Origin of the sequence: Pseudescherichia vulneris NBRC 102420 (genome assembly GCF_000759795.1) — a bacterium.
In the GTDB taxonomy this organism is placed as follows: Bacteria; Pseudomonadota; Gammaproteobacteria; order Enterobacterales; family Enterobacteriaceae; genus Pseudescherichia; species Pseudescherichia vulneris.
Window position 1 is genome coordinate 239,171 of sequence record NZ_BBMZ01000007.1, and the last position, 18,331, is coordinate 257,501.

Annotated in this window: 17 protein-coding genes; 13 read left to right on the top strand and 4 right to left on the bottom strand. The window is 54.4% G+C overall.

What is annotated here, in order from left to right; all coding sequences use genetic code 11:
- Positions 1-115: 115 nt before the first annotated feature.
- The 3 genes from yieE (at position 116) to cirA (ending at position 4,780) form a co-directional block, all read left to right on the top strand.
- Positions 116-982: a DNA-binding transcriptional regulator YeiE gene (yieE, locus tag EV102420_RS05140; protein WP_042389703.1), complete on the top strand. Its 867-nt coding sequence runs from the start codon at positions 116-118 to the stop codon at positions 980-982.
- Positions 983-1,112: 130 nt separating this feature from the next.
- Positions 1,113-2,582, top strand: coding sequence for an amino acid permease (locus EV102420_RS05145; protein ID WP_042389705.1), 1,470 nt, complete (start codon positions 1,113-1,115; stop codon positions 2,580-2,582).
- A 215-nt stretch (positions 2,583-2,797) separates the two neighbouring features.
- Entirely contained in the window at positions 2,798-4,780 is a 1,983-nt protein-coding gene (gene cirA, locus EV102420_RS05150; RefSeq protein ID WP_042389707.1) for a catecholate siderophore receptor CirA, read from the top strand.
- Between the two features lie 341 nt (positions 4,781-5,121).
- On the opposite strand, the gene EV102420_RS05160 is transcribed toward cirA, so the two are convergent.
- Together EV102420_RS05160 and fghA are read right to left on the bottom strand one after the other, a co-directional pair.
- The gene (locus EV102420_RS05160) at positions 5,122-6,006 is read right to left on the bottom strand and encodes a LysR family transcriptional regulator (RefSeq protein WP_072015191.1); all 885 of its coding nucleotides are present in this window, start codon (positions 6,004-6,006) and stop codon (positions 5,122-5,124) included.
- 427 nt (positions 6,007-6,433) lie between these two features.
- Positions 6,434-7,273, bottom strand: a complete 840-nt coding sequence (gene fghA, locus EV102420_RS05165) for an S-formylglutathione hydrolase (RefSeq protein WP_042389714.1) — start codon at positions 7,271-7,273, stop codon at positions 6,434-6,436.
- Between the two features lie 142 nt (positions 7,274-7,415).
- On the opposite strand from fghA, the gene EV102420_RS05170 reads away from it, so the two are divergent.
- The 9 genes from EV102420_RS05170 (at position 7,416) to EV102420_RS05215 (ending at position 16,739) form a co-directional block, all read left to right on the top strand.
- Positions 7,416-8,549, top strand: coding sequence for a YbfB/YjiJ family MFS transporter (locus EV102420_RS05170; protein WP_042389715.1), 1,134 nt, complete (start codon positions 7,416-7,418; stop codon positions 8,547-8,549).
- A 121-nt stretch (positions 8,550-8,670) separates the two neighbouring features.
- On the top strand, positions 8,671-9,336 hold the full coding sequence (folE, locus tag EV102420_RS05175; protein ID WP_042389717.1) for a GTP cyclohydrolase I FolE: 666 nt from the start codon (positions 8,671-8,673) through the stop codon (positions 9,334-9,336).
- A gap of 29 nt (positions 9,337-9,365) precedes the next feature.
- A complete protein-coding gene (gene yeiB / locus EV102420_RS05180) occupies positions 9,366-10,523 on the top strand; it encodes a DUF418 domain-containing protein YeiB (protein WP_042389719.1) in 1,158 nt (385 codons plus the stop codon).
- A gap of 140 nt (positions 10,524-10,663) precedes the next feature.
- The gene (gene galS / locus EV102420_RS05190; protein WP_255211653.1) at positions 10,664-11,704 is read left to right on the top strand and encodes an HTH-type transcriptional regulator GalS; all 1,041 of its coding nucleotides are present in this window, start codon (positions 10,664-10,666) and stop codon (positions 11,702-11,704) included.
- A 282-nt stretch (positions 11,705-11,986) separates the two neighbouring features.
- Positions 11,987-12,985 (top strand): galactose/glucose ABC transporter substrate-binding protein MglB, encoded by a 999-nt coding sequence (mglB, locus tag EV102420_RS05195; protein ID WP_042389726.1) that lies wholly within the window; start codon positions 11,987-11,989, stop codon positions 12,983-12,985.
- A 78-nt stretch (positions 12,986-13,063) separates the two neighbouring features.
- Complete coding sequence (mglA, locus tag EV102420_RS05200; RefSeq protein WP_042389728.1) at positions 13,064-14,584, top strand: galactose/methyl galactoside ABC transporter ATP-binding protein MglA; 1,521 nt, start codon at positions 13,064-13,066, stop codon at positions 14,582-14,584.
- 15 nt (positions 14,585-14,599) lie between these two features.
- The gene (mglC, locus tag EV102420_RS05205; RefSeq protein ID WP_042389730.1) at positions 14,600-15,610 is read left to right on the top strand and encodes a galactose/methyl galactoside ABC transporter permease MglC; all 1,011 of its coding nucleotides are present in this window, start codon (positions 14,600-14,602) and stop codon (positions 15,608-15,610) included.
- Positions 15,611-15,934: 324 nt separating this feature from the next.
- Entirely contained in the window at positions 15,935-16,114 is a 180-nt protein-coding gene (locus EV102420_RS05210) for a con-10 family general stress protein (protein ID WP_042389732.1), read from the top strand.
- A gap of 145 nt (positions 16,115-16,259) precedes the next feature.
- Complete coding sequence (locus EV102420_RS05215; RefSeq protein WP_042389734.1) at positions 16,260-16,739, top strand: YciE/YciF ferroxidase family protein; 480 nt, start codon at positions 16,260-16,262, stop codon at positions 16,737-16,739.
- 151 nt (positions 16,740-16,890) lie between these two features.
- Here the strand turns inward: EV102420_RS05215 and EV102420_RS05220 are convergent, their stop codons facing one another.
- Complete coding sequence (locus tag EV102420_RS05220) at positions 16,891-17,658, bottom strand: hypothetical protein (RefSeq protein WP_042389736.1); 768 nt, start codon at positions 17,656-17,658, stop codon at positions 16,891-16,893.
- A 1-nt stretch (position 17,659) separates the two neighbouring features.
- On the bottom strand, positions 17,660-17,857 hold the full coding sequence (locus EV102420_RS05225) for a hypothetical protein (RefSeq protein WP_042389943.1): 198 nt from the start codon (positions 17,855-17,857) through the stop codon (positions 17,660-17,662).
- A gap of 113 nt (positions 17,858-17,970) precedes the next feature.
- On the opposite strand from EV102420_RS05225, the gene EV102420_RS05230 reads away from it, so the two are divergent.
- Positions 17,971-18,303, top strand: a complete 333-nt coding sequence (locus tag EV102420_RS05230; protein WP_042389738.1) for an EmrE family multidrug efflux SMR transporter — start codon at positions 17,971-17,973, stop codon at positions 18,301-18,303.
- Positions 18,304-18,331: the final 28 nt, after the last annotated feature.

Consider the following 18,331-nt stretch of genomic DNA (forward strand, 5'->3'; position numbering starts at 1 on the left):
TCCTCTGTTGGGATAAAAGGTTACGTTGGGCTAGCTTAAAAATAAAATTGATTATATATTTATAATCAATCTATATAAGTGGTAAGCGCAACGCTTGCTCATTAGGATCCTGACCATGCATATCACCCTGCGCCAGCTGGCCGTCTTTGCTGAAGTGCTGAAAAGCGGCTCGACAACCCAGGCCTCCCAGATGCTCGCGCTCTCGCAGTCGGCGGTTAGTGCGGCCCTAACCGATCTGGAAGGGCAGCTTGGCGTGCAGCTCTTCGACCGGGTTGGCAAGCGGCTGGTGGTTAACGAGCACGGGCGACTACTCTATCCCCGTGCGCTGGCGCTGCTGGAGCAGGCCACGGAAATAGAGCAGCTGTTCCGGGAAGATAACGGCGCGATCCGCGTCTACGCCAGCAGCACCATCGGTAACTATATTCTGCCGGAGATCATTGCCCGCTACCGGCGCGACTTTCCGGGACTACCGCTGGAGATGAGCGTGGGCAACAGTCAGGATGTGATTAATGCGGTAGCGGATTTCCGCGTCGATATTGGCCTGATTGAGGGGCCATGCCATACCGCCGAGATCGTATCGGAGCCCTGGCTGGAGGATGAGCTGGTGGTGTTTGCCTCTCCGGCCTCGCCGCTGTTACAGGGGGAGGTTACGCTGGAGCGTCTCGCCAGCGCGCCGTGGATCCTGCGCGAGCGCGGTTCCGGTACTCGCGAGCTGGTTGACTACCTGCTGCTTTCCCACCTGCCGCAGTTTCATCTCGGTATGGAATTAGGTAACTCAGAGGCCATCAAACATGCGGTGCGGCACGGGCTGGGTATCAGCTGTCTGTCGCGTCGGGTGATTGCCGAGCAGCTGGAGACCGGCACGCTCAAGGAGATTACTATTCCGCTCCCGCGGCTGGTGCGCACCCTGTGGCGCATTCATCATCGGCAGAAGCATCTCTCTAACGCCCTAAAACGCTTTCTGCGCTACTGTGAAATATAAGGGTTTCTGTGCTTTACTTATAATCCATTAGCGATCATGAAGCTCTCTTATAACCGCATATTTGAGCCAGAAGGATGTGGTGACGTCTGCTACAATCCCGCCTCATTTTTTTGATGGATAGCATTTTCATATGGTTTCCGAAACTAAAACCACACAAGCGCCCACGCTTCGCCGTGAACTCAAGGCGCGTCACCTGACCATGATCGCCATTGGCGGATCGATTGGTACGGGTCTCTTTGTTGCCAGCGGCGCAACCATCTCCCAGGCAGGCCCCGGCGGCGCGCTGCTCTCTTATATTCTGATTGGCCTGATGGTTTACTTCCTGATGACCAGTCTTGGCGAGCTGGCGGCCTATATGCCGGTATCCGGCTCGTTTGCGACCTACGGCCAGAAGTATGTAGAAGAGGGCTTTGGCTTCGCGCTGGGCTGGAACTACTGGTACAACTGGGCGGTGACCATCGCCGTCGATCTCGTGGCCGCGCAGCTGGTAATGAGCTGGTGGTTCCCGGACACCCCCGGCTGGATCTGGAGCGCGCTGTTCTTAACCGTCATCGTGCTGCTGAACTGGATCTCCGTGAAAGGTTTTGGCGAGGCGGAGTACTGGTTCTCGTTAATTAAGGTTGCCACCGTCATTATCTTTATCATCGTCGGCGTGATGATGATCCTCGGTATCTTCCACGGTGCAAAACCGGCTGGCTGGAGCAACTGGGGGATCGGCGATGCGCCGTTTGCCGGTGGATTTGCCGCCATGATTGGCGTGGCGATGATCGTCGGCTTCTCTTTCCAGGGCACTGAGCTGATCGGTATTGCGGCGGGTGAGTCGGAAGAGCCAGAGAAGAATATTCCGCGCGCGGTGCGTCAGGTGTTCTGGCGTATCCTGCTGTTCTACGTTTTCGCTATTCTGATTATCAGCCTGATCATTCCCTATACCGATCCGAGCCTGCTGCGTAACGATGTAAAAGACATCAGCGTCAGCCCGTTCACTCTGGTATTCCAACACGCGGGCCTGCTCTCGGCGGCGGCGGTAATGAATGCGGTGATCCTGACGGCGGTGCTCTCGGCGGGTAACTCCGGTATGTACGCCTCTACGCGTATGCTCTACACCCTGGCCTGCGACGGCAAAGCGCCGCGCGTCTTCTCCCGTCTTTCAAAGGGCGGTGTACCGCGTAATGCCCTGTATGCGACGACGGTCATTGCCGGGCTCTGCTTCCTGACCTCGATGTTTGGCAACCAGACGGTTTACCTGTGGCTGCTGAACACCTCGGGCATGACCGGATTCATCGCCTGGTTGGGGATTGCCATCAGCCACTACCGTTTCCGTCGCGGCTATATTATGCAGGGCCATAGCCTGAACGACCTGCCGTACCGCTCCGGTTTCTTCCCGCTGGGGCCGATCTTTGCCTTTGTGCTGTGCCTAATTATCACCTTAGGGCAGAACTACCAGGCCTTCCTTGAGGACACCATTGACTGGGGTGGGGTAGCGGCGACCTATATTGGTATTCCGCTGTTTCTGATTATCTGGTTCGGCTACAAGCTGACCCGCGGGACCAAGTTTGTCAGCTACAAGGACATGGATTTCCCGCCCCGGGTAAATAAATAAACGCTTTTATTATCAAGCCCTCTCATTGTGAGAGGGCTTTTTTTTGCCCGCTATTTCTCCATAAACCGTCATCTTGACATAACTTTTAACAATTTAATTGATAATCATTATTATTTGCTTTATCGTTACGCTCGCTCCGCCAACGTAGCGGGGGCTGATAAAACATGTGAGCAAAACTTCTTAGATTTGTTGTAGTTATCTCATGGAGAAATGGAATGTTTAGGTTGAATCCCATCGTGCGGGGAGGGCTTTGTGCGTCCGCAATGGCGCTGGCGCTGCCAGCTTTTGCCGTCGACAGCGAGTCCGATACGCTGGTCGTGACCGCCGCCGCCACCGAGCAGAATCTGAAAGATGCCCCGGCCAGTATTAGCGTTGTGACCCAGCAGGATCTGCAGCGCCGACCGGTCAATAATCTCAAGGATGTGCTCCAGGACGTGCCGGGCGTACAGCTCACCAACGAAGGGGATAACCGTAAAGGCGTCAGCATCCGTGGCCTAAGCAGTAGCTACACCCTGATCCTGATTGACGGCAAGCGCGTTAACTCCCGCAACGCGGTGTTCCGCCATAACGACTTTGACCTTAACTGGATCCCGGTGGACGCCATCGAGCGTATTGAAGTGGTACGCGGCCCGATGTCCTCGCTGTATGGTTCCGATGCACTGGGCGGGGTGGTCAACATTATTACCAAAAAGGTTGGTCAGCAGTGGACCGGCACGCTCTCCGCTGACACTACCATCCAGGAGAAACGCGATCGCGGCGATACCTGGAATGGTCAGTTCTACACCAGCGGCCCGCTGGTGGATGGCGTGCTCGGCGTAAAAGCCTTTGGCAGCGTGGCGAAGCGCGAGAAAGATAAGCAGGAGCCGTCTGACACTACCGCGACCGGCGAGACGCCGCGCATCGAAGGGTTTACCAGCCGCGACGCCAACGTAGAGTTTGCCTGGACCCCGTCCGAAAACCATGACTTTACCGCCGGGTATGGCTTTGATCGCCAGGACCGGAATTCCGACTCCCTCGATCGCAACCGTCTTGAGCGCGAAAACTACTCCTTGAGCCACAACGGTCGCTGGGACGTCGGCACCAGCGAGCTGAAGTTCTACGGCGAGAAGGTAGATAATAAAGATCCGGGCAGCAAAGGCATCACCTCAGAAAACAACACCGTGGATGGCAAATACGTTCTGCCGCTGGAGATGATTAATCAGTTTGTGACCGTCGGCGGCGAGTGGCGTCACGACAAGCTCAAGGATCCGGTTAACCTGACCGGCGGGAGCAGCAGCAGCACTTCCGCCAGCCAGTATGCGCTGTTTATTGAAGACGAATGGCGTATCTTCGAGCCGCTGGCGCTGACCACCGGCATTCGTATGGACGATCACGAGACCTACGGGGATCACTACAGTCCGCGCGCCTACCTGGTCTATAACGCTACCGATACCGTCACCGTAAAAGGCGGCTGGGCCACGGCGTTCAAAGCACCTTCACTCTTACAGCTTAGCCCTGACTGGGCCACTAACTCCTGCCGCGGCAGCTGCCGGGTTGTGGGAAGTCCGGATCTGAAGCCAGAGACCAGCGAAAGCTTTGAGCTGGGGCTCTACTACAGCGGGGAAGAGGGCTGGCTGGAAGGGGTGGAAGGCAGTATTACCACCTTCCAGAATGACGTAGACGACATGATCAGCATCAACCGAACCGCTGATGCCGCTGCCGCGCCGTCCTATTCCAACTTTGTTGGCTTCTATACTAATGCCAACGGTCGCCGCGTACCCACGTTCCGCTATTTCAACGTTAACAAAGCGCGTATTCGTGGGGTGGAAACCGAGCTGAAGGTGCCGTTTGACGAGGCGTGGAAGCTGACGCTGAACTACACCTATAACGACGGACGCGATCTCAGCGACGGCGGTGATAAACCGCTGCAGGAACTGCCATTCCATACCGCCAACGGGACCCTGGACTGGCAGGCGATGCAGGACTGGTCGTTCTACGTCTCCGGTAACTATACCGGTGAGAAGCGTGACGTCAGCAACACTGGGAAAACGCCGGGCGGCTACGTGATCTGGAACGCGGGTGGCGCATTCCAGGCGACGAAGAACGTCAAGCTGCGTGCGGGGGTGCTCAATCTCACGGATAAAGATCTCAGCCGGGACGACTACAGTTATAACGAAGATGGCCGCCGCTATTTCATGGCGGTGGATTACCGTTTTTAACAGCCAATAAAAAGAGGGGGGTGCCAGCCCCCCTAAAAACTACAACTTATTTCTTATTGTCAGACATGAAGTAATGCTTAATAACGCCAATAATAAAGGCTCTTATCTTAAAGGGCCCAATAAAACCGGTAATAATCCCGATTAAAGGGAAAAGAAGATGATAGTGGCTGCCGCGAATTAACACGTCTAAAAAAGCCAGCGCGCTAACCACGCAAACTAAACTGCTTATGATAATATTCCCCGGTGAGGCTTTTTCCACGTACCCGGACCAGCATGAGACGATAAAAGCGCTAAGACCACAAAACGTGGCCAAAGGATGGTTTGCCAACAAAAAAAGTAGGTTAGCGAGATAGCTCATTGTTGGTATGGCCTGATTTCTTTAAATCGGCAAATACCCTGGACATAACGTGCGCCGTCTCTTTGTTATTTTTTTCTTTCCACTGTGAGTAGAACCATAGCGTTTTGTTGATGACGCTGCGTTTTAATACGCTCGTGCCGTCAACGTTGAGCAGGCTCAACAGCGGCACCGTCGAAATCATCACCGCATGATGATTAGTGACCTTCGCCATCATATCAATTAGATCGCTGTCGGAAATTTTTTTGATATTCCTGAACTTAATTTTATCCTGTACAAACAGATCGGTTACGCTGCTGTCGGCATCAAAATCATGGTACACATCCACTTCTCCTCCGCGGATCATTTTTTCACAGGCGGCCGGGGTAGAGTTGATATAGATATCGAAGGAGACCGGCTCAGAGCGGGCATACTGGCTGGGGTAGTTTTTATCTGTAATAACAATGTCATAAAAATGGAGCTCTGAAGAGAGATCGTCCTGCTTGATCTCATCAGCGAGCGTAAATTCATTATTGATATTATTATTAGCCAGGGCAACGCTTAGGTGGCTTATGATTGAGTTTGGTATGTTTTTACTGCACATTATGCGGGTAACCGGTAGCCCGTCTTCGCTATACATGCAGTGCTCAATTTTAAGCAGATCGTTATAATACGGAACGATTTTGTTATAAAGAATGGTGCCAAATTTACTGGGGGTCATGCCTTCCTTCGTTCTGATAAACAGTGGGATCCCCAGCGCTTGCTCAATATCCGAAATAGCCTTACTCATTGGCGTTCTCGATATGTGCATCCGCTGACAGGCCTTACTTACGCTGCCTTCCTCCATTACCGCTATAAAGTATTTGAGCTTAGTAGAGATAAAAAGGTTCATTACTCCCTCCGACAGTGTGAATACTGCATCATAGGTAAGTTAACACCGCACAACATAAACGGGCCGTGCATTTTCTATAGGCATATGCCTTAGAAAGGTGCGGCCATTCTATCCTTCTACATTTTTTTAACGTCAAAAAATAAAGATCGATACGATTCATATAGTTAATCAATACATTTCAACTATTCATTTGATTTATCAATGAATGAGCGTCCGGCAAGCATGGTGCTTGAGGTTTAAAGAAATGCGTGAGGTCAGGCGGGTGTGCAGACTGGAGAAATATTGTGGAATAGCGTTTCAATTTATGTAGGCGCGATCACGGATATATTCTGTTATTGGCGCTAAATGTATTTAGCAGTGCTGTCATACCAGTTAACCGCTATTAAACTACCCCGCGATCGTCGGGGTAGCCATATTAGTATGGTACTTAATTAGCCTGCAGGTATTGAGCATGAAAACGTAGGTGGTCTTCAATAAAGCTGGCGATAAAAAAGTAGCTGTGATCGTAGCCCGGCTGTACGCGTAGAGTCAGCGGCCAGTCGGTTTGACGCGCGGCCTCGGCGAGGCGGGCAGGCTGCAGCTGTTCGGCCAGGAACGCGTCGCCATCACCCTGATCGATCAGCGTCGGAATGGCCTCTTCCGGCTGGCTGGCTTGCATCAGCGCACAGCTGTCCCACGCCTGCCAGTCGCTGCGGTTATCGCCCAGGTAGGCGCTAAACGCTTTCTCTCCCCATGGAACCTGCGCCGGGTTAACGATAGGCGCAAAGGCCGATACGCTGGTGTATTTGCCCGGGTTTTTTAGCGCCATGATCAGCGCGCCGTGACCGCCCATCGAGTGGCCGCTGATAGCGCAGCGGTCGCTGACGTTAAAATGCGCTTTCACCAGGGCCGGCAGCTCGTCGCGCAGATAGTCATACATCCGGTAGTGGGCTGCCCAGGGCTGCTGGGTGGCATTGAGATAGAAACCTGCGCCTTTGCCCAGATCGTAACCGGCATCGTCAGCCACGTCGTCACCGCGCGGGCTGGTGTCCGGCATGACCAGCACGATCCCCAGCTCGGCCGCTACGCGCTGCGCCCCTGCCTTCGTTGTGAAGTTTTCATCGTTACAGGTCAGGCCGGAGAGCCAGTAGAGCACCGGCAGCGGCGCATCGTTGGCTGACGGCGGCACAAAGACGCTTAAGGTCATCGTACAGTTCAGTACGGCGGAGTGGTGCTGCCAGCGCTGTTGCCAGCCTTCATAACAGCGGTGTTGTTCGAGCATTTCCATGCTTGTCTCCTCGGATCGTCATACTTTCGTCTGTTTGATTAATCATACAGATAATTCCCCGCACCGGGAGTAACTTTCACTTTCGCCGCAAGACATTATCAAGCATCATAAACGCAACTTTTTATTAACATTTGAGGCGGTTATGGCGGTACGCATTGCGCTGGCTGGTTTTGTTATGCTGATTGTGGCGATGGGGATTGGACGCTTTGCGTTCACGCCTCAGGTGCCGCTGATGATCCGCGACGGCCAGCTTAGCTTGACCAGTACGGGTCTGGTGGCGGCGTTGAACTACCTTGGCTACCTCATCGGCGCATGGGATGCCATGCGCGCCCGCCATCGGGTTGAGCAGAGACTCTACGTCGGCATTGGCGGGGCAGTGCTGCTGACTCTTCTCTCTGCGTTGGCGGTGGATCCGCTGCTTCACGGCGTGCTGCGGCTGATTATCGGCGTAATGAGCGGCTGGGCGATGGTGCTGACCGCCGCATGGGTCGGCGATCGGCTGGCGCATACCGGCAGGCCGGGTCTCAACGCAGCGGTCTTTGCCGGTCCTGGGGCTGGCATTGCCCTCAGCGGCCTGCTGGCGGTGGCCATCCAGGCCCAGGGGCTGTCGGCGGCAGCGGGCTGGGTGGTGTATGGCCTGTTAGCGCTGGTGCTGGTTGCGTTAGTTGCCCGGGATCTGCCCCGTCCGGGCGCGCTGCACCGCAGCGGCGAACAGCCGCAGCCGCTGCACCTGACCGGGAATATCAAGCGTCTGGCGTGGAGCTACAGCCTGGCCGGGTTCGGCTACATCCTGCCCGCCACCTTTCTCTCGCAGATGGCGGCGCTGCGCTTTCCCGGCAGCCTGTTTGCCCAGTTCGTCTGGCCGGTGTTTGGCCTCGCCGCGGTGGTGGGGATCGCCCTCAGCGTGGCGCTACGGCATAAAGGGGAGAGCCACCAGCGACTCGCCGTGGTGCTCTGGCTGCAGGGCGTCGGGGTGATTGCCGCCTGGCTGCTGCCGGGCATGACGGGGCTGGTTTGCGGCGCGCTGCTGGTGGGCGGCGGTTTCCTCTGTGCGGTTCAGCTGTCGCTGCTCTATGGTCGCGAGTTGGCCGCTGGGCATGCGCGCTATATGGCCGGGCTGCTTACCACCGGTTATGCGGTGGGCCAGCTGATCGGGCCGATGACCTCGGCGCTGTCGACCTGGCTGACCCACCGCCTGGAGCCCGCGCTGGGCTTGGCTGGCGCGGCGCTTTTTATCGCCGGGGCGCTGGTCTGGCGACGTCATGATGAAAGGTAATAGCAATTTCACTAATTATCATGCTCGCAATACTAGATTCTATCCGCGTCCTCACGCACAATGATTGCGCACTTTGCCCCGTTAGCGGCAAAGGAGAGCATCACCTGCTGGAGAATAAATAATGCCATCACTCAGTAAAGAAGCAGCCCTTGTCCATGAGGCGCTGGTCGCGCACGGGCTGGAAACCCCGCTGCGTCCGCCTGTCGACCTCGACAACGAAACCCGCAAGCGTCTTATTGCCGGACACATGACCGAGATCATGCAACTGTTAAATCTCGATCTGAGCGATGACAGTCTGATGGAAACGCCGCACCGTATCGCCAAAATGTACGTTGACGAGATCTTTTCCGGCCTCGACTACGCTAACTTCCCGAAGATCACCGTCATCGAGAATAAAATGAAGGTGGATGAGATGGTCACGGTGCGCGATATCACGCTGACCAGCACCTGCGAGCACCACTTCGTCACTATCGACGGCAAGGCGACGGTAGCCTATATCCCGAAAGATGCGGTTATCGGTCTCTCGAAGATCAACCGTATCGTGCAGTTCTTTGCCCAGCGCCCGCAGGTACAGGAGCGTCTGACGCAGCAGATCCTCATCGCGCTGCAAACGCTGCTGGGAACCAACAACGTGGCCGTCTCCATTGATGCGGTGCACTACTGCGTGAAAGCGCGCGGCATTCGTGATGCCACCAGCGCTACCACCACGACATCGCTGGGTGGGCTGTTTAAATCCAGCCAGAATACGCGTCAAGAGTTTCTGCGCGCCGTGCGTCACCATAACTGATCCCGTCAATGACGCGCAGAGGCGACGCCATGGAACGAAATATTACGCTGGATTTCATTCGTGGCGTCGCTATCCTCGGTATTCTGCTGCTCAATATTAACGCCTTTGGCCTACCGAAGGCGGCCTACATCAACCCGGCCTGGTATGGTGACATTACGCTGCGCGATGCCTGGACCTGGGCCGTGCTTGACCTCTTCGCTCAGGTGAAATTCCTGACGCTGTTTGCGCTGCTGTTTGGTGCGGGACTTCAGCTGCTGCTCTCCCGGGGCAAGCGCTGGATCCAGTCGCGGCTTACCCTGCTGGTGCTGCTGGGCTTTATTCACGGCCTGCTATTCTGGGATGGCGATATTCTGCTGGCCTACGGCCTGATGGGATTAATCAGCTGGCGGCTGGTGCGCGACGCGCCGAGCATCAAAAGCCTGTTCAATACCGGCATTATGCTTTACCTCGTAGGCATCGCCGTGCTGCTGCTGCTGGGCTTTATCTCCGGTAACCAGACCAGCCGCTCATGGATACCTGACGCGGCCAACCTTCAGTATGAGCAGTGGTGGAAGACCAACGGTGGCTATGAAGCCATCAGCAACCGAGCGGATATGCTCTCTAACAGTCTGATTGCGCTGGGCGCGCAGTATGGCTGGCAGCTGGCGGGCATGATGCTGATGGGGGCATCGCTGATGCGCAGCGGCTGGTTAAAAGGGCAATTTAGCCTGCGTCACTACCGTAAAACCGGCGTGCTGCTGATCCTTGCCGGCATGGCGATCAACCTGCCGGCGATTGTTGCTCAGTGGCAGTTAGGGTGGTCGTATCGCTGGTGTGCCTTTTTCTTACAGGCACCGCGCGAGCTTAGCGCTCCGCTGCAAACCATCGGTTATGCAGCACTGGCCTATGGCTTCTGGTCGCAGATTTGCCGCTGGCGTATCGTGCTGGCGGTGGCCTGCGTCGGGCGGATGGCGCTGAGCAACTATCTGTTACAGACCCTGATCTGCACCACGCTCTTCTATCACCTCGGCCTGTTTATGCGTTTCGACCGCTTACAGCTGCTGGCCTTTGTTCCACCTATTTGGGCCGTGAATATACTCTTCTCCGTCATCTGGCTACGGCATTTCCGCCAGGGGCCGATGGAGTGGCTATGGCGTAAGCTAACCGCCCGTGCAGCAGGCGTTACACTCTCCCACACATCCAGATAACGATCTGGATCACAATCATTAACAAAACGGATGTAACCGTTTTCAGTGCTGTGACCTTCCTCACGTAGTGCTGCCGCTCCCCCTGCCAGAATAGCGCTCTTGCTAAATCCAGGGGGAAACTGTGAGCTGCTGCAATCTCAATCAGGAGGCCGGGCATGATTACCATTCGTGACGTGGCGCGTCGTGCGGGCGTCTCCGTGGCGACGGTATCCCGTGTGCTCAACAACAGCGCGATGGTCAGCCCTGACACCCGCGAAGCGGTGATGAAAGCCGTGGCGCAGCTGGGGTATCGGCCCAACGCCAACGCCCAGGCGCTGGCGACCCAGGTCAGCGATACCATTGGCGTGGTGGTGATGGACGTCTCCGACGCCTTCTTTGGCGCGCTGGTCAAGGCGGTAGACACCGTGGCCCAGCAGCATCAGAAATACCTCCTGATTGGCAATAGCTACCATGAGGCGGAAAAGGAGCGTCACGCCATTGAGATCCTGATCCGCCAACGCTGTAACGCCCTGATTGTTCACTCTAAAGCATTAAGCGACGAGGAGCTGGCCGGTTTTATGGAGCAGATCCCCGGCATGGTGCTGATCAATCGGGTGGTGCCTGGCTACGCCCACCGCTGCGTTGCGTTAGATAACGTCAGCGGGGCGGTGATGGCCACCCGAATGCTGCTCGCTCAAGGGCATCAGCGCGTGGGCTACCTTGGCTCCAGCCATCAGATAGAAGATAACGATCTGCGCCAGCAGGGCTGGCGGCAGGCGCTGGCGGAGCGGGACATCCACGCCCCGGAAGGCTGGGTAGGCGTCGGTGCACCGGATATGCAGGGCGGGGAGGCGGCCATGGTTGAGCTGCTGGGCCGTAATCTGCACCTCACTGCGGTCTTCGCCTATAACGACAGCATGGCCGCCGGAGCGCTGACGGCGCTGAAGGATAACGGCATTGCCGTACCGCAGCATCTGTCACTCATCGGTTTCGATGATATTCCCATTGCCCGCTATACCGATCCGCAGCTGACCACGGTGCGTTATCCCATTGCTTCAATGGCCCGGCTGGCGACGGAGCTGGCGTTACAGGGGGCAGCAGGGGCGCAGGATCTGGCCGCGACCCACTGCTTTATGCCGACCCTGGTACGCCGTCATTCGGTGGCGCAGCGGCAAACTGTGGCTCCGATCACTAACTTATAACATTGCTGCATGTAACCGTTTTCAATCTGTGAGTAAATTCACAGTATCTTAACAATGCGCTGACTATGATGTCAGCGTTCCAGAGCCTGAAACATTATGTAATACAGGCCGTTCGGTCAGGCATGATGCTTCGCACGGGACAATCAATAAAGCTTTTCTGGAGCGTTACCGTACACGGAAGACCCAATTTTTAGAGTGACCTTCGGCGACAGTAACGTTTCACTATTCTGCTGCCCGCCGATCTTTATTCACAAGAACTACCCTGCATAAACCGGAGATACCATGAATAAGAAGGTTTTAACTCTGTCTGCCGTAATGGCAAGCATGCTTTTTGGCGCGGCAGCACATGCGGCAGATACCCGTATTGGCGTGACCATTTATAAATATGACGACAACTTTATGTCGGTTGTGCGTAAAGCAATTGAGAAAGATGCGAAAGAGACGCCGGACGTTCAGCTGCTGATGAACGACTCGCAGAACGACCAGTCAAAACAGAATGACCAGATCGACGTTCTGCTGGCAAAAGGCGTTAAAGCGCTGGCGATTAACCTGGTTGACCCGGCAGCCGCAGGTACGGTTATCGAGAAAGCGCGCGGCCAGAACGTGCCGATTGTCTTCTTCAACAAAGAGCCTTCCCGCAAAGCGCTGGATAGCTACGATAAAGCCTATTATGTCGGTACCGACTCAAAAGAGTCCGGCATCATCCAGGGCGATCTGATCGCTAAGCACTGGGCGGCGAACCCGACATGGGATCTGAACAAAGATGGCCAGATTCAGTTCGTACTGCTGAAAGGCGAGCCGGGCCACCCGGATGCTGAAGCGCGTACCACCTACGTGATCAAAGAGCTGAATGACAAGGGTGTGAAAACCCAGCAGCTGCAGCTGGATACCGCCATGTGGGATACCGCTATGGCGAAAGATAAGATGGATGCATGGCTCTCTGGCCCGAACGCCAACAAAATCGAAGTGGTTATTGCCAACAACGATGCGATGGCAATGGGTGCGGTAGAAGCCCTGAAGGCACACAACAAATCCTCTATTCCGGTATTCGGCGTTGACGCCCTGCCAGAAGCGCTGGCGCTGGTTAAATCTGGTGCGCTGGCCGGTACCGTTCTGAACGATGCCAACAACCAGGCGAAAGCCACCTTTGATCTGGCGAAAAACCTTGCCGACGGCAAAGGCGCGGCTGACGGCACTAACTGGAAGCTGGAACAGAAAATCGTCCGTATCCCATACGTTGGCGTGGATAAAGAGAACCTCTCTGAGTTCAGCAATAAATAATTCATTGTTCTGCTTTCACTGGGCGCATCTTGATGCGCCCTTTTATAACGCGATGTGCGAGGCCAACAAGGTATAATTATGGTCAGCGATACTACTCAGTCGTCAGGTGAATTCTTGTTGGAAATGAGCGGCATCAACAAGTCATTTCCCGGCGTTAAGGCACTCGATAACGTTAATTTAAAAGTGCGTCCGCACTCTATTCACGCCCTGATGGGTGAAAACGGCGCAGGAAAATCAACGTTATTAAAATGCCTTTTTGGGATCTATCAAAAAGATTCCGGCAGCATTCTATTCCAGGGTAAAGAGATCGATTTTCATTCGACCAAAGAGGCGTTGGAAAACGGGATATCTATGGTGCATCAGGAGCTTAATCTGGTGCTGCAGCGGTCGGTGATGGACAACATGTGGCTGGGGCGTTACCCCACCAAAGGCGTGTTTGTCGATCAGGATAAAATGTACCGCGATACGAAAGCCATTTTCGACGAGCTGGATATCGATATCGATCCGCGCGCCCGCGTGGGAACCCTCTCCGTTTCGCAAATGCAGATGATCGAGATTGCGAAGGCGTTCTCCTACGATGCCAAAATCGTCATTATGGATGAGCCGACCTCGTCGCTGACCGAAAAAGAGGTTAATCATCTATTTAAAATTATCCGCAAGCTGAAAGAGCGCGGCTGCGGTATCGTCTATATCTCGCACAAGATGGAGGAGATCTTCCAGCTTTGCGACGAAATTACCATCCTGCGCGACGGCCAGTGGATCGCCACCCAGCCGCTGGAAGGGTTGGATATGGACAAAATCATCGCCATGATGGTAGGGCGCTCGCTGAACCAGCGCTTCCCGGACAAGCAGAACAAGCCGGGTGAGGTCATTATGGAGGTGCGTAATCTGACCTCTCTGCGCCAGCCCTCTATTCGTGACGTCTCCTTCGACCTGCACAAGGGTGAGATCCTCGGCATTGCCGGGCTGGTCGGGGCGAAGCGTACCGATATCGTGGAGACGCTGTTTGGCATCCGCGAAAAATCAGGCGGCACCATCACCCTGCACGGTAAAACCATTAATAACCACACCGCCCATGAAGCCATTAACAACGGCTTTGCGCTGGTGACCGAAGAGCGTCGCTCAACGGGGATCTACGCCTATCTGGATATCGGTTTTAACTCGCTTATCTCCAACATCCAGAACTACAAAAACAAAGTCGGCCTGCTGGATAACAGCCGGATGAAGAGCGACACCCAGTGGGTCATCGACTCGATGCGCGTGAAAACGCCGGGCCACCGCACGCAGATCGGCTCTCTCTCTGGCGGCAACCAGCAGAAGGTCATTATCGGCCGCTGGCTGCTCACCCAGCCGGAGATCCTGATGCTGGATGAGCCAACGCGCGGTATCGACGTAGGGGCAAAATTTGAGATCTACCAGCTGATCGCTGAGCTGGCGAAGAAAGAGAAGGGGATCATTATCATCTCCTCTGAAATGCCAGAGCTGCTGGGCATTACCGACCGTATTTTGGTTATGAGCAATGGCCTCGTTGCCGGAATTGTTGACACTAAAACGACAACGCAAAACGAAATTTTACGTCTTGCGTCTTTGCACCTTTAAGATCAGGGGCTTCACATGAGTGCGTTAGATAAAAAGAGTTTTCTCACTTACCTGAAAGAGGGCGGTCTGTACGTCGTTCTTTTGGTGTTGCTGGCCATTATTATTTTCCAGGATCCGACGTTCCTGAGCCTGCTTAACCTCAGTAACATTCTCACCCAGTCTTCGGTGCGTATTATTATCGCGCTGGGCGTAGCGGGGCTGATTGTCACCCAGGGGACCGACCTCTCTGCCGGACGTCAGGTTGGCCTGGCGGCGGTCGTCGCGGCAACGCTGCTCCAGTCAATGGAGAACGCCAACAAGGTGTTCCCGGAGATGGCGACCATGCCGATTATCGCGGTTATCGCTATCGTCTGTGTGATTGGCGCGGTCATTGGCCTGGTGAACGGGATTATCATTGCCTACCTGAACGTGACGCCGTTTATCACCACCCTGGGTACAATGATCATCGTCTACGGTATCAACTCCCTCTACTATGATTTCGTGGGCGCATCGCCAATCTCTGGCTTCGACAGCGGCTTCTCTACCTTTACCCAAGGGTTTGTGGCGCTGGGCAGTTTCCGCCTCTCGTATATCACCTTCTACGCACTGATCGCCGTGGCCTTTGTCTGGATCCTGTGGAACAAGACGCGCTTTGGTAAAAATATCTTCGCTATCGGCGGCAACCCGGAAGCGGCTAAGGTCTCTGGCGTAAACGTGGCGCTGAACCTGCTGATGATCTATGCCCTGTCCGGCGTCTTCTATGCCTTTGGCGGGATGCTGGAAGCGGGCCGTATCGGCTCTGCGACCAACAACCTCGGCTTTATGTACGAGCTGGACGCCATCGCTGCCTGCGTAGTAGGCGGGGTTTCCTTCAGCGGCGGCGTGGGTACGGTACTTGGAGTAGTGACCGGGGTCATCATCTTTACCGTAATCAACTACGGTCTGACCTATATCGGCGTTAACCCATACTGGCAGTACATCATCAAGGGCGGCATCATTATCTTCGCTGTGGCGCTGGACTCGCTGAAGTACGCACGCAAAAAATAACCATACTGTTTCAGTTAGTTATCAAGGCCCGCCGCTCCGGCGGGCTTTTTTATTACCGTTTATTTATGGAAAGACATATTTTGCAATATTTAGCGTCAACGATATATTTGCCGCTTCGCTTACGTAATATATTTCCTATCTACTTGATTTCACGTTATAAGGAAAAATTATTGCTCTCAGAATGCTCCTGGTATGCTTCGCTGTTGATATTTCCTTGAGTTTTTGACTTGAAGGCGGGGGAATTATGGCTAAAGTTAAACATGCCTGACGGGGGAATAACTTCCCTCTATTTTTAACCAAAACTGTATGTGGAAGGAGTATATTATGGCCCAACAACATCGTGGCGGTTCAGGAAACTTTGCAGAAGATAAACAGCGTGCATCTGAAGCAGGCCGTAAAGGCGGGCAGCAGAGCGGCGGGAACTTTAAAAACGACCCGCAGCGCGCATCTGAAGCAGGTAAGAAAGGCGGACAAAACAGTCACAGCGGCGGTCGTTCCTCCTGACCGTAGCGGAGATATATCTTATTTAATTAATTAATTCTGATTAAATAGATATATATTGACTGTCGGTGGCAATCCTGTAATTACCTTTACAGGATTGCCACGCTTAATTAAGGACCCATCCCGGCGATCTAAAGAGGAATTAATTATGCCAGCGGTAAAAACACTTGAAGATCTCTTTATTCATGAACTGTCAGACATATACAGCGCCGAGAAACAAATAGCGCGTGCACTGCCAAAAATGGCCCGTGCAGCGACCTCAGAACAATTGGTTACCGCGTTTGAAACCCATCTTGAAGAAACCCGCGGACAGATCGAACGAATCGACCAGATTGTTGAAGTCACCGAAGGCCTACGTATTCGCCGTATGAAGTGCCACGCCCTTGAGGGGCTGGTGGAAGAGGCTCAGGAGATCATCGATTCCGTTCAAGCAGGCGAACTGCGTGATGAGGGCCTAATTGGTGCGGCGCAAAAAGTCGAGCACTACGAGATTGCCTCTTACGGTACGCTGCGTACTCTGGCCCTGAAGCTAGGCTACAAAGAAGCGGCTAAGCTGCTGGAAGAGACGCTGAACGAAGAGAAACAGACCGACGTAAAACTCACCGGTATTGCCGAAGGCAAAAAATAAGGAGGCGCTATGCGTACTAACTACTCCCTGAACGTTGAAAAAGACGATCCTTCCGAGTCGCCGGAGTCGGGCGATAAAAAGCCTGAGAAAAAGTAGCTCAGGCTTGAAGAGAACCGGTCAGCTATGCTGGCCGGTTTTTATTTTGTCATTGCTACGCCTGCGGCTCTTCTTTAATACCCATCGCCATGACCTGTGCCGGATCGAATAGCGACAGACTCTCCACCTCATCGAGCAGGATCACCTTACGGAAATCCAGGGCCGACTGCGGCTCGGTATCGAGGTTAATATCGTGCTTGGCATACCAGGCGCTGTAGTTATTCTCAATATTTAGCTGGTGGGAGTGGCGATCCCGGTGGCCGCTGAGCATGGGGATCAGCTCAATATTTCTTACCTCGGTATCGTCAAGCGTAGCGCCGTGGATCATGCCGATATAGACCCGCTGCGACTTCAGGGTGATCCACGCCAGCTGGCCTGTCTCCATACACTGGTAGAGCAGCCCCTCCACGCCGTTGCCCCGCGTGAGAAACTTATACAGCTGGCGACGACCGTTGCCGTCGAGACGGGCGCTGCCTGCCCAGTTAGAGCGGTAGAGGCAGAACAGGGTTGCAAAGGCGAGCATGATCACCACCGGCGCCTGAATGCCAAGGAAGCTCCAGTTCATAAAGGTCACCTGGAGACGGTGCTCTTCTGGACCAAACCACTGCGGTAGCGCATCCATGCCCATCGATGAAAACAGCAGCAGCAGCCACACCAGGGCGGTAGCAATGATCCCCTGTAGCATAAAGATGCAGCCGTAAAGGGCGACCAAAAAGTAGACGTCCCAGCCAAAGGAGCGCCGCAGTTTAAAGCGGGTAGAGAGATCGCGGCTGGTGTACCAGTAGCCGGAAACCATCAACACCATAAATATTGCTGTCGCCATTTTATGCCCTCTTTAGTGCATCAACATGGCGGATAAAATCCTCCTTCACGGCCTGGCTGCGTACGTTAACCCGCGCTCTGCCGTCCTCATCAATAATGATCCGCTCCCCGTCGTCGATGGATTCCTGAACGTCGCGGTGATCGGTTACCTGAAGTAGCTTTTCCGGACTGGTAAATAGATAGCGTAGAATTCTCACAATGAACACCCTCCTGTGTCACTAACAGTATAGATGCACTATGGGAGAGGTTAAAAAGTAGCGATATGTAACGGCAGATGGCATATTTTACAAAATGATGCAAAGGAGGAGGGTTCATGCACGCTTATGTTCATCTGGGGATCGCGATTGTGGCTGAAGTGATCGGCACAACGCTAATGCGCTACTCCGAAGGTTTCACAAAACTGTGGCCGACGGTGGCCACGCTGGGCTGCTATGCCGTAGCGTTCTGGTTTCTCTCCCAAACCCTACAGTACATTCCTACCGGCATCGCCTATGCCATCTGGTCTGGGGTGGGTATCGTACTGATCAGCGCTGCGGGTTGGATCTTTAGCGGACAGAAGCTGGATCTGCCAGCCATCGGCGGAATGGCGCTGATTTGCGCTGGCGTACTGGTGATCAACCTCTTTTCTAAAAGCGTTGCGCACTAAAGTGTGAGCTAGCGCGGGCTGAGCGCTC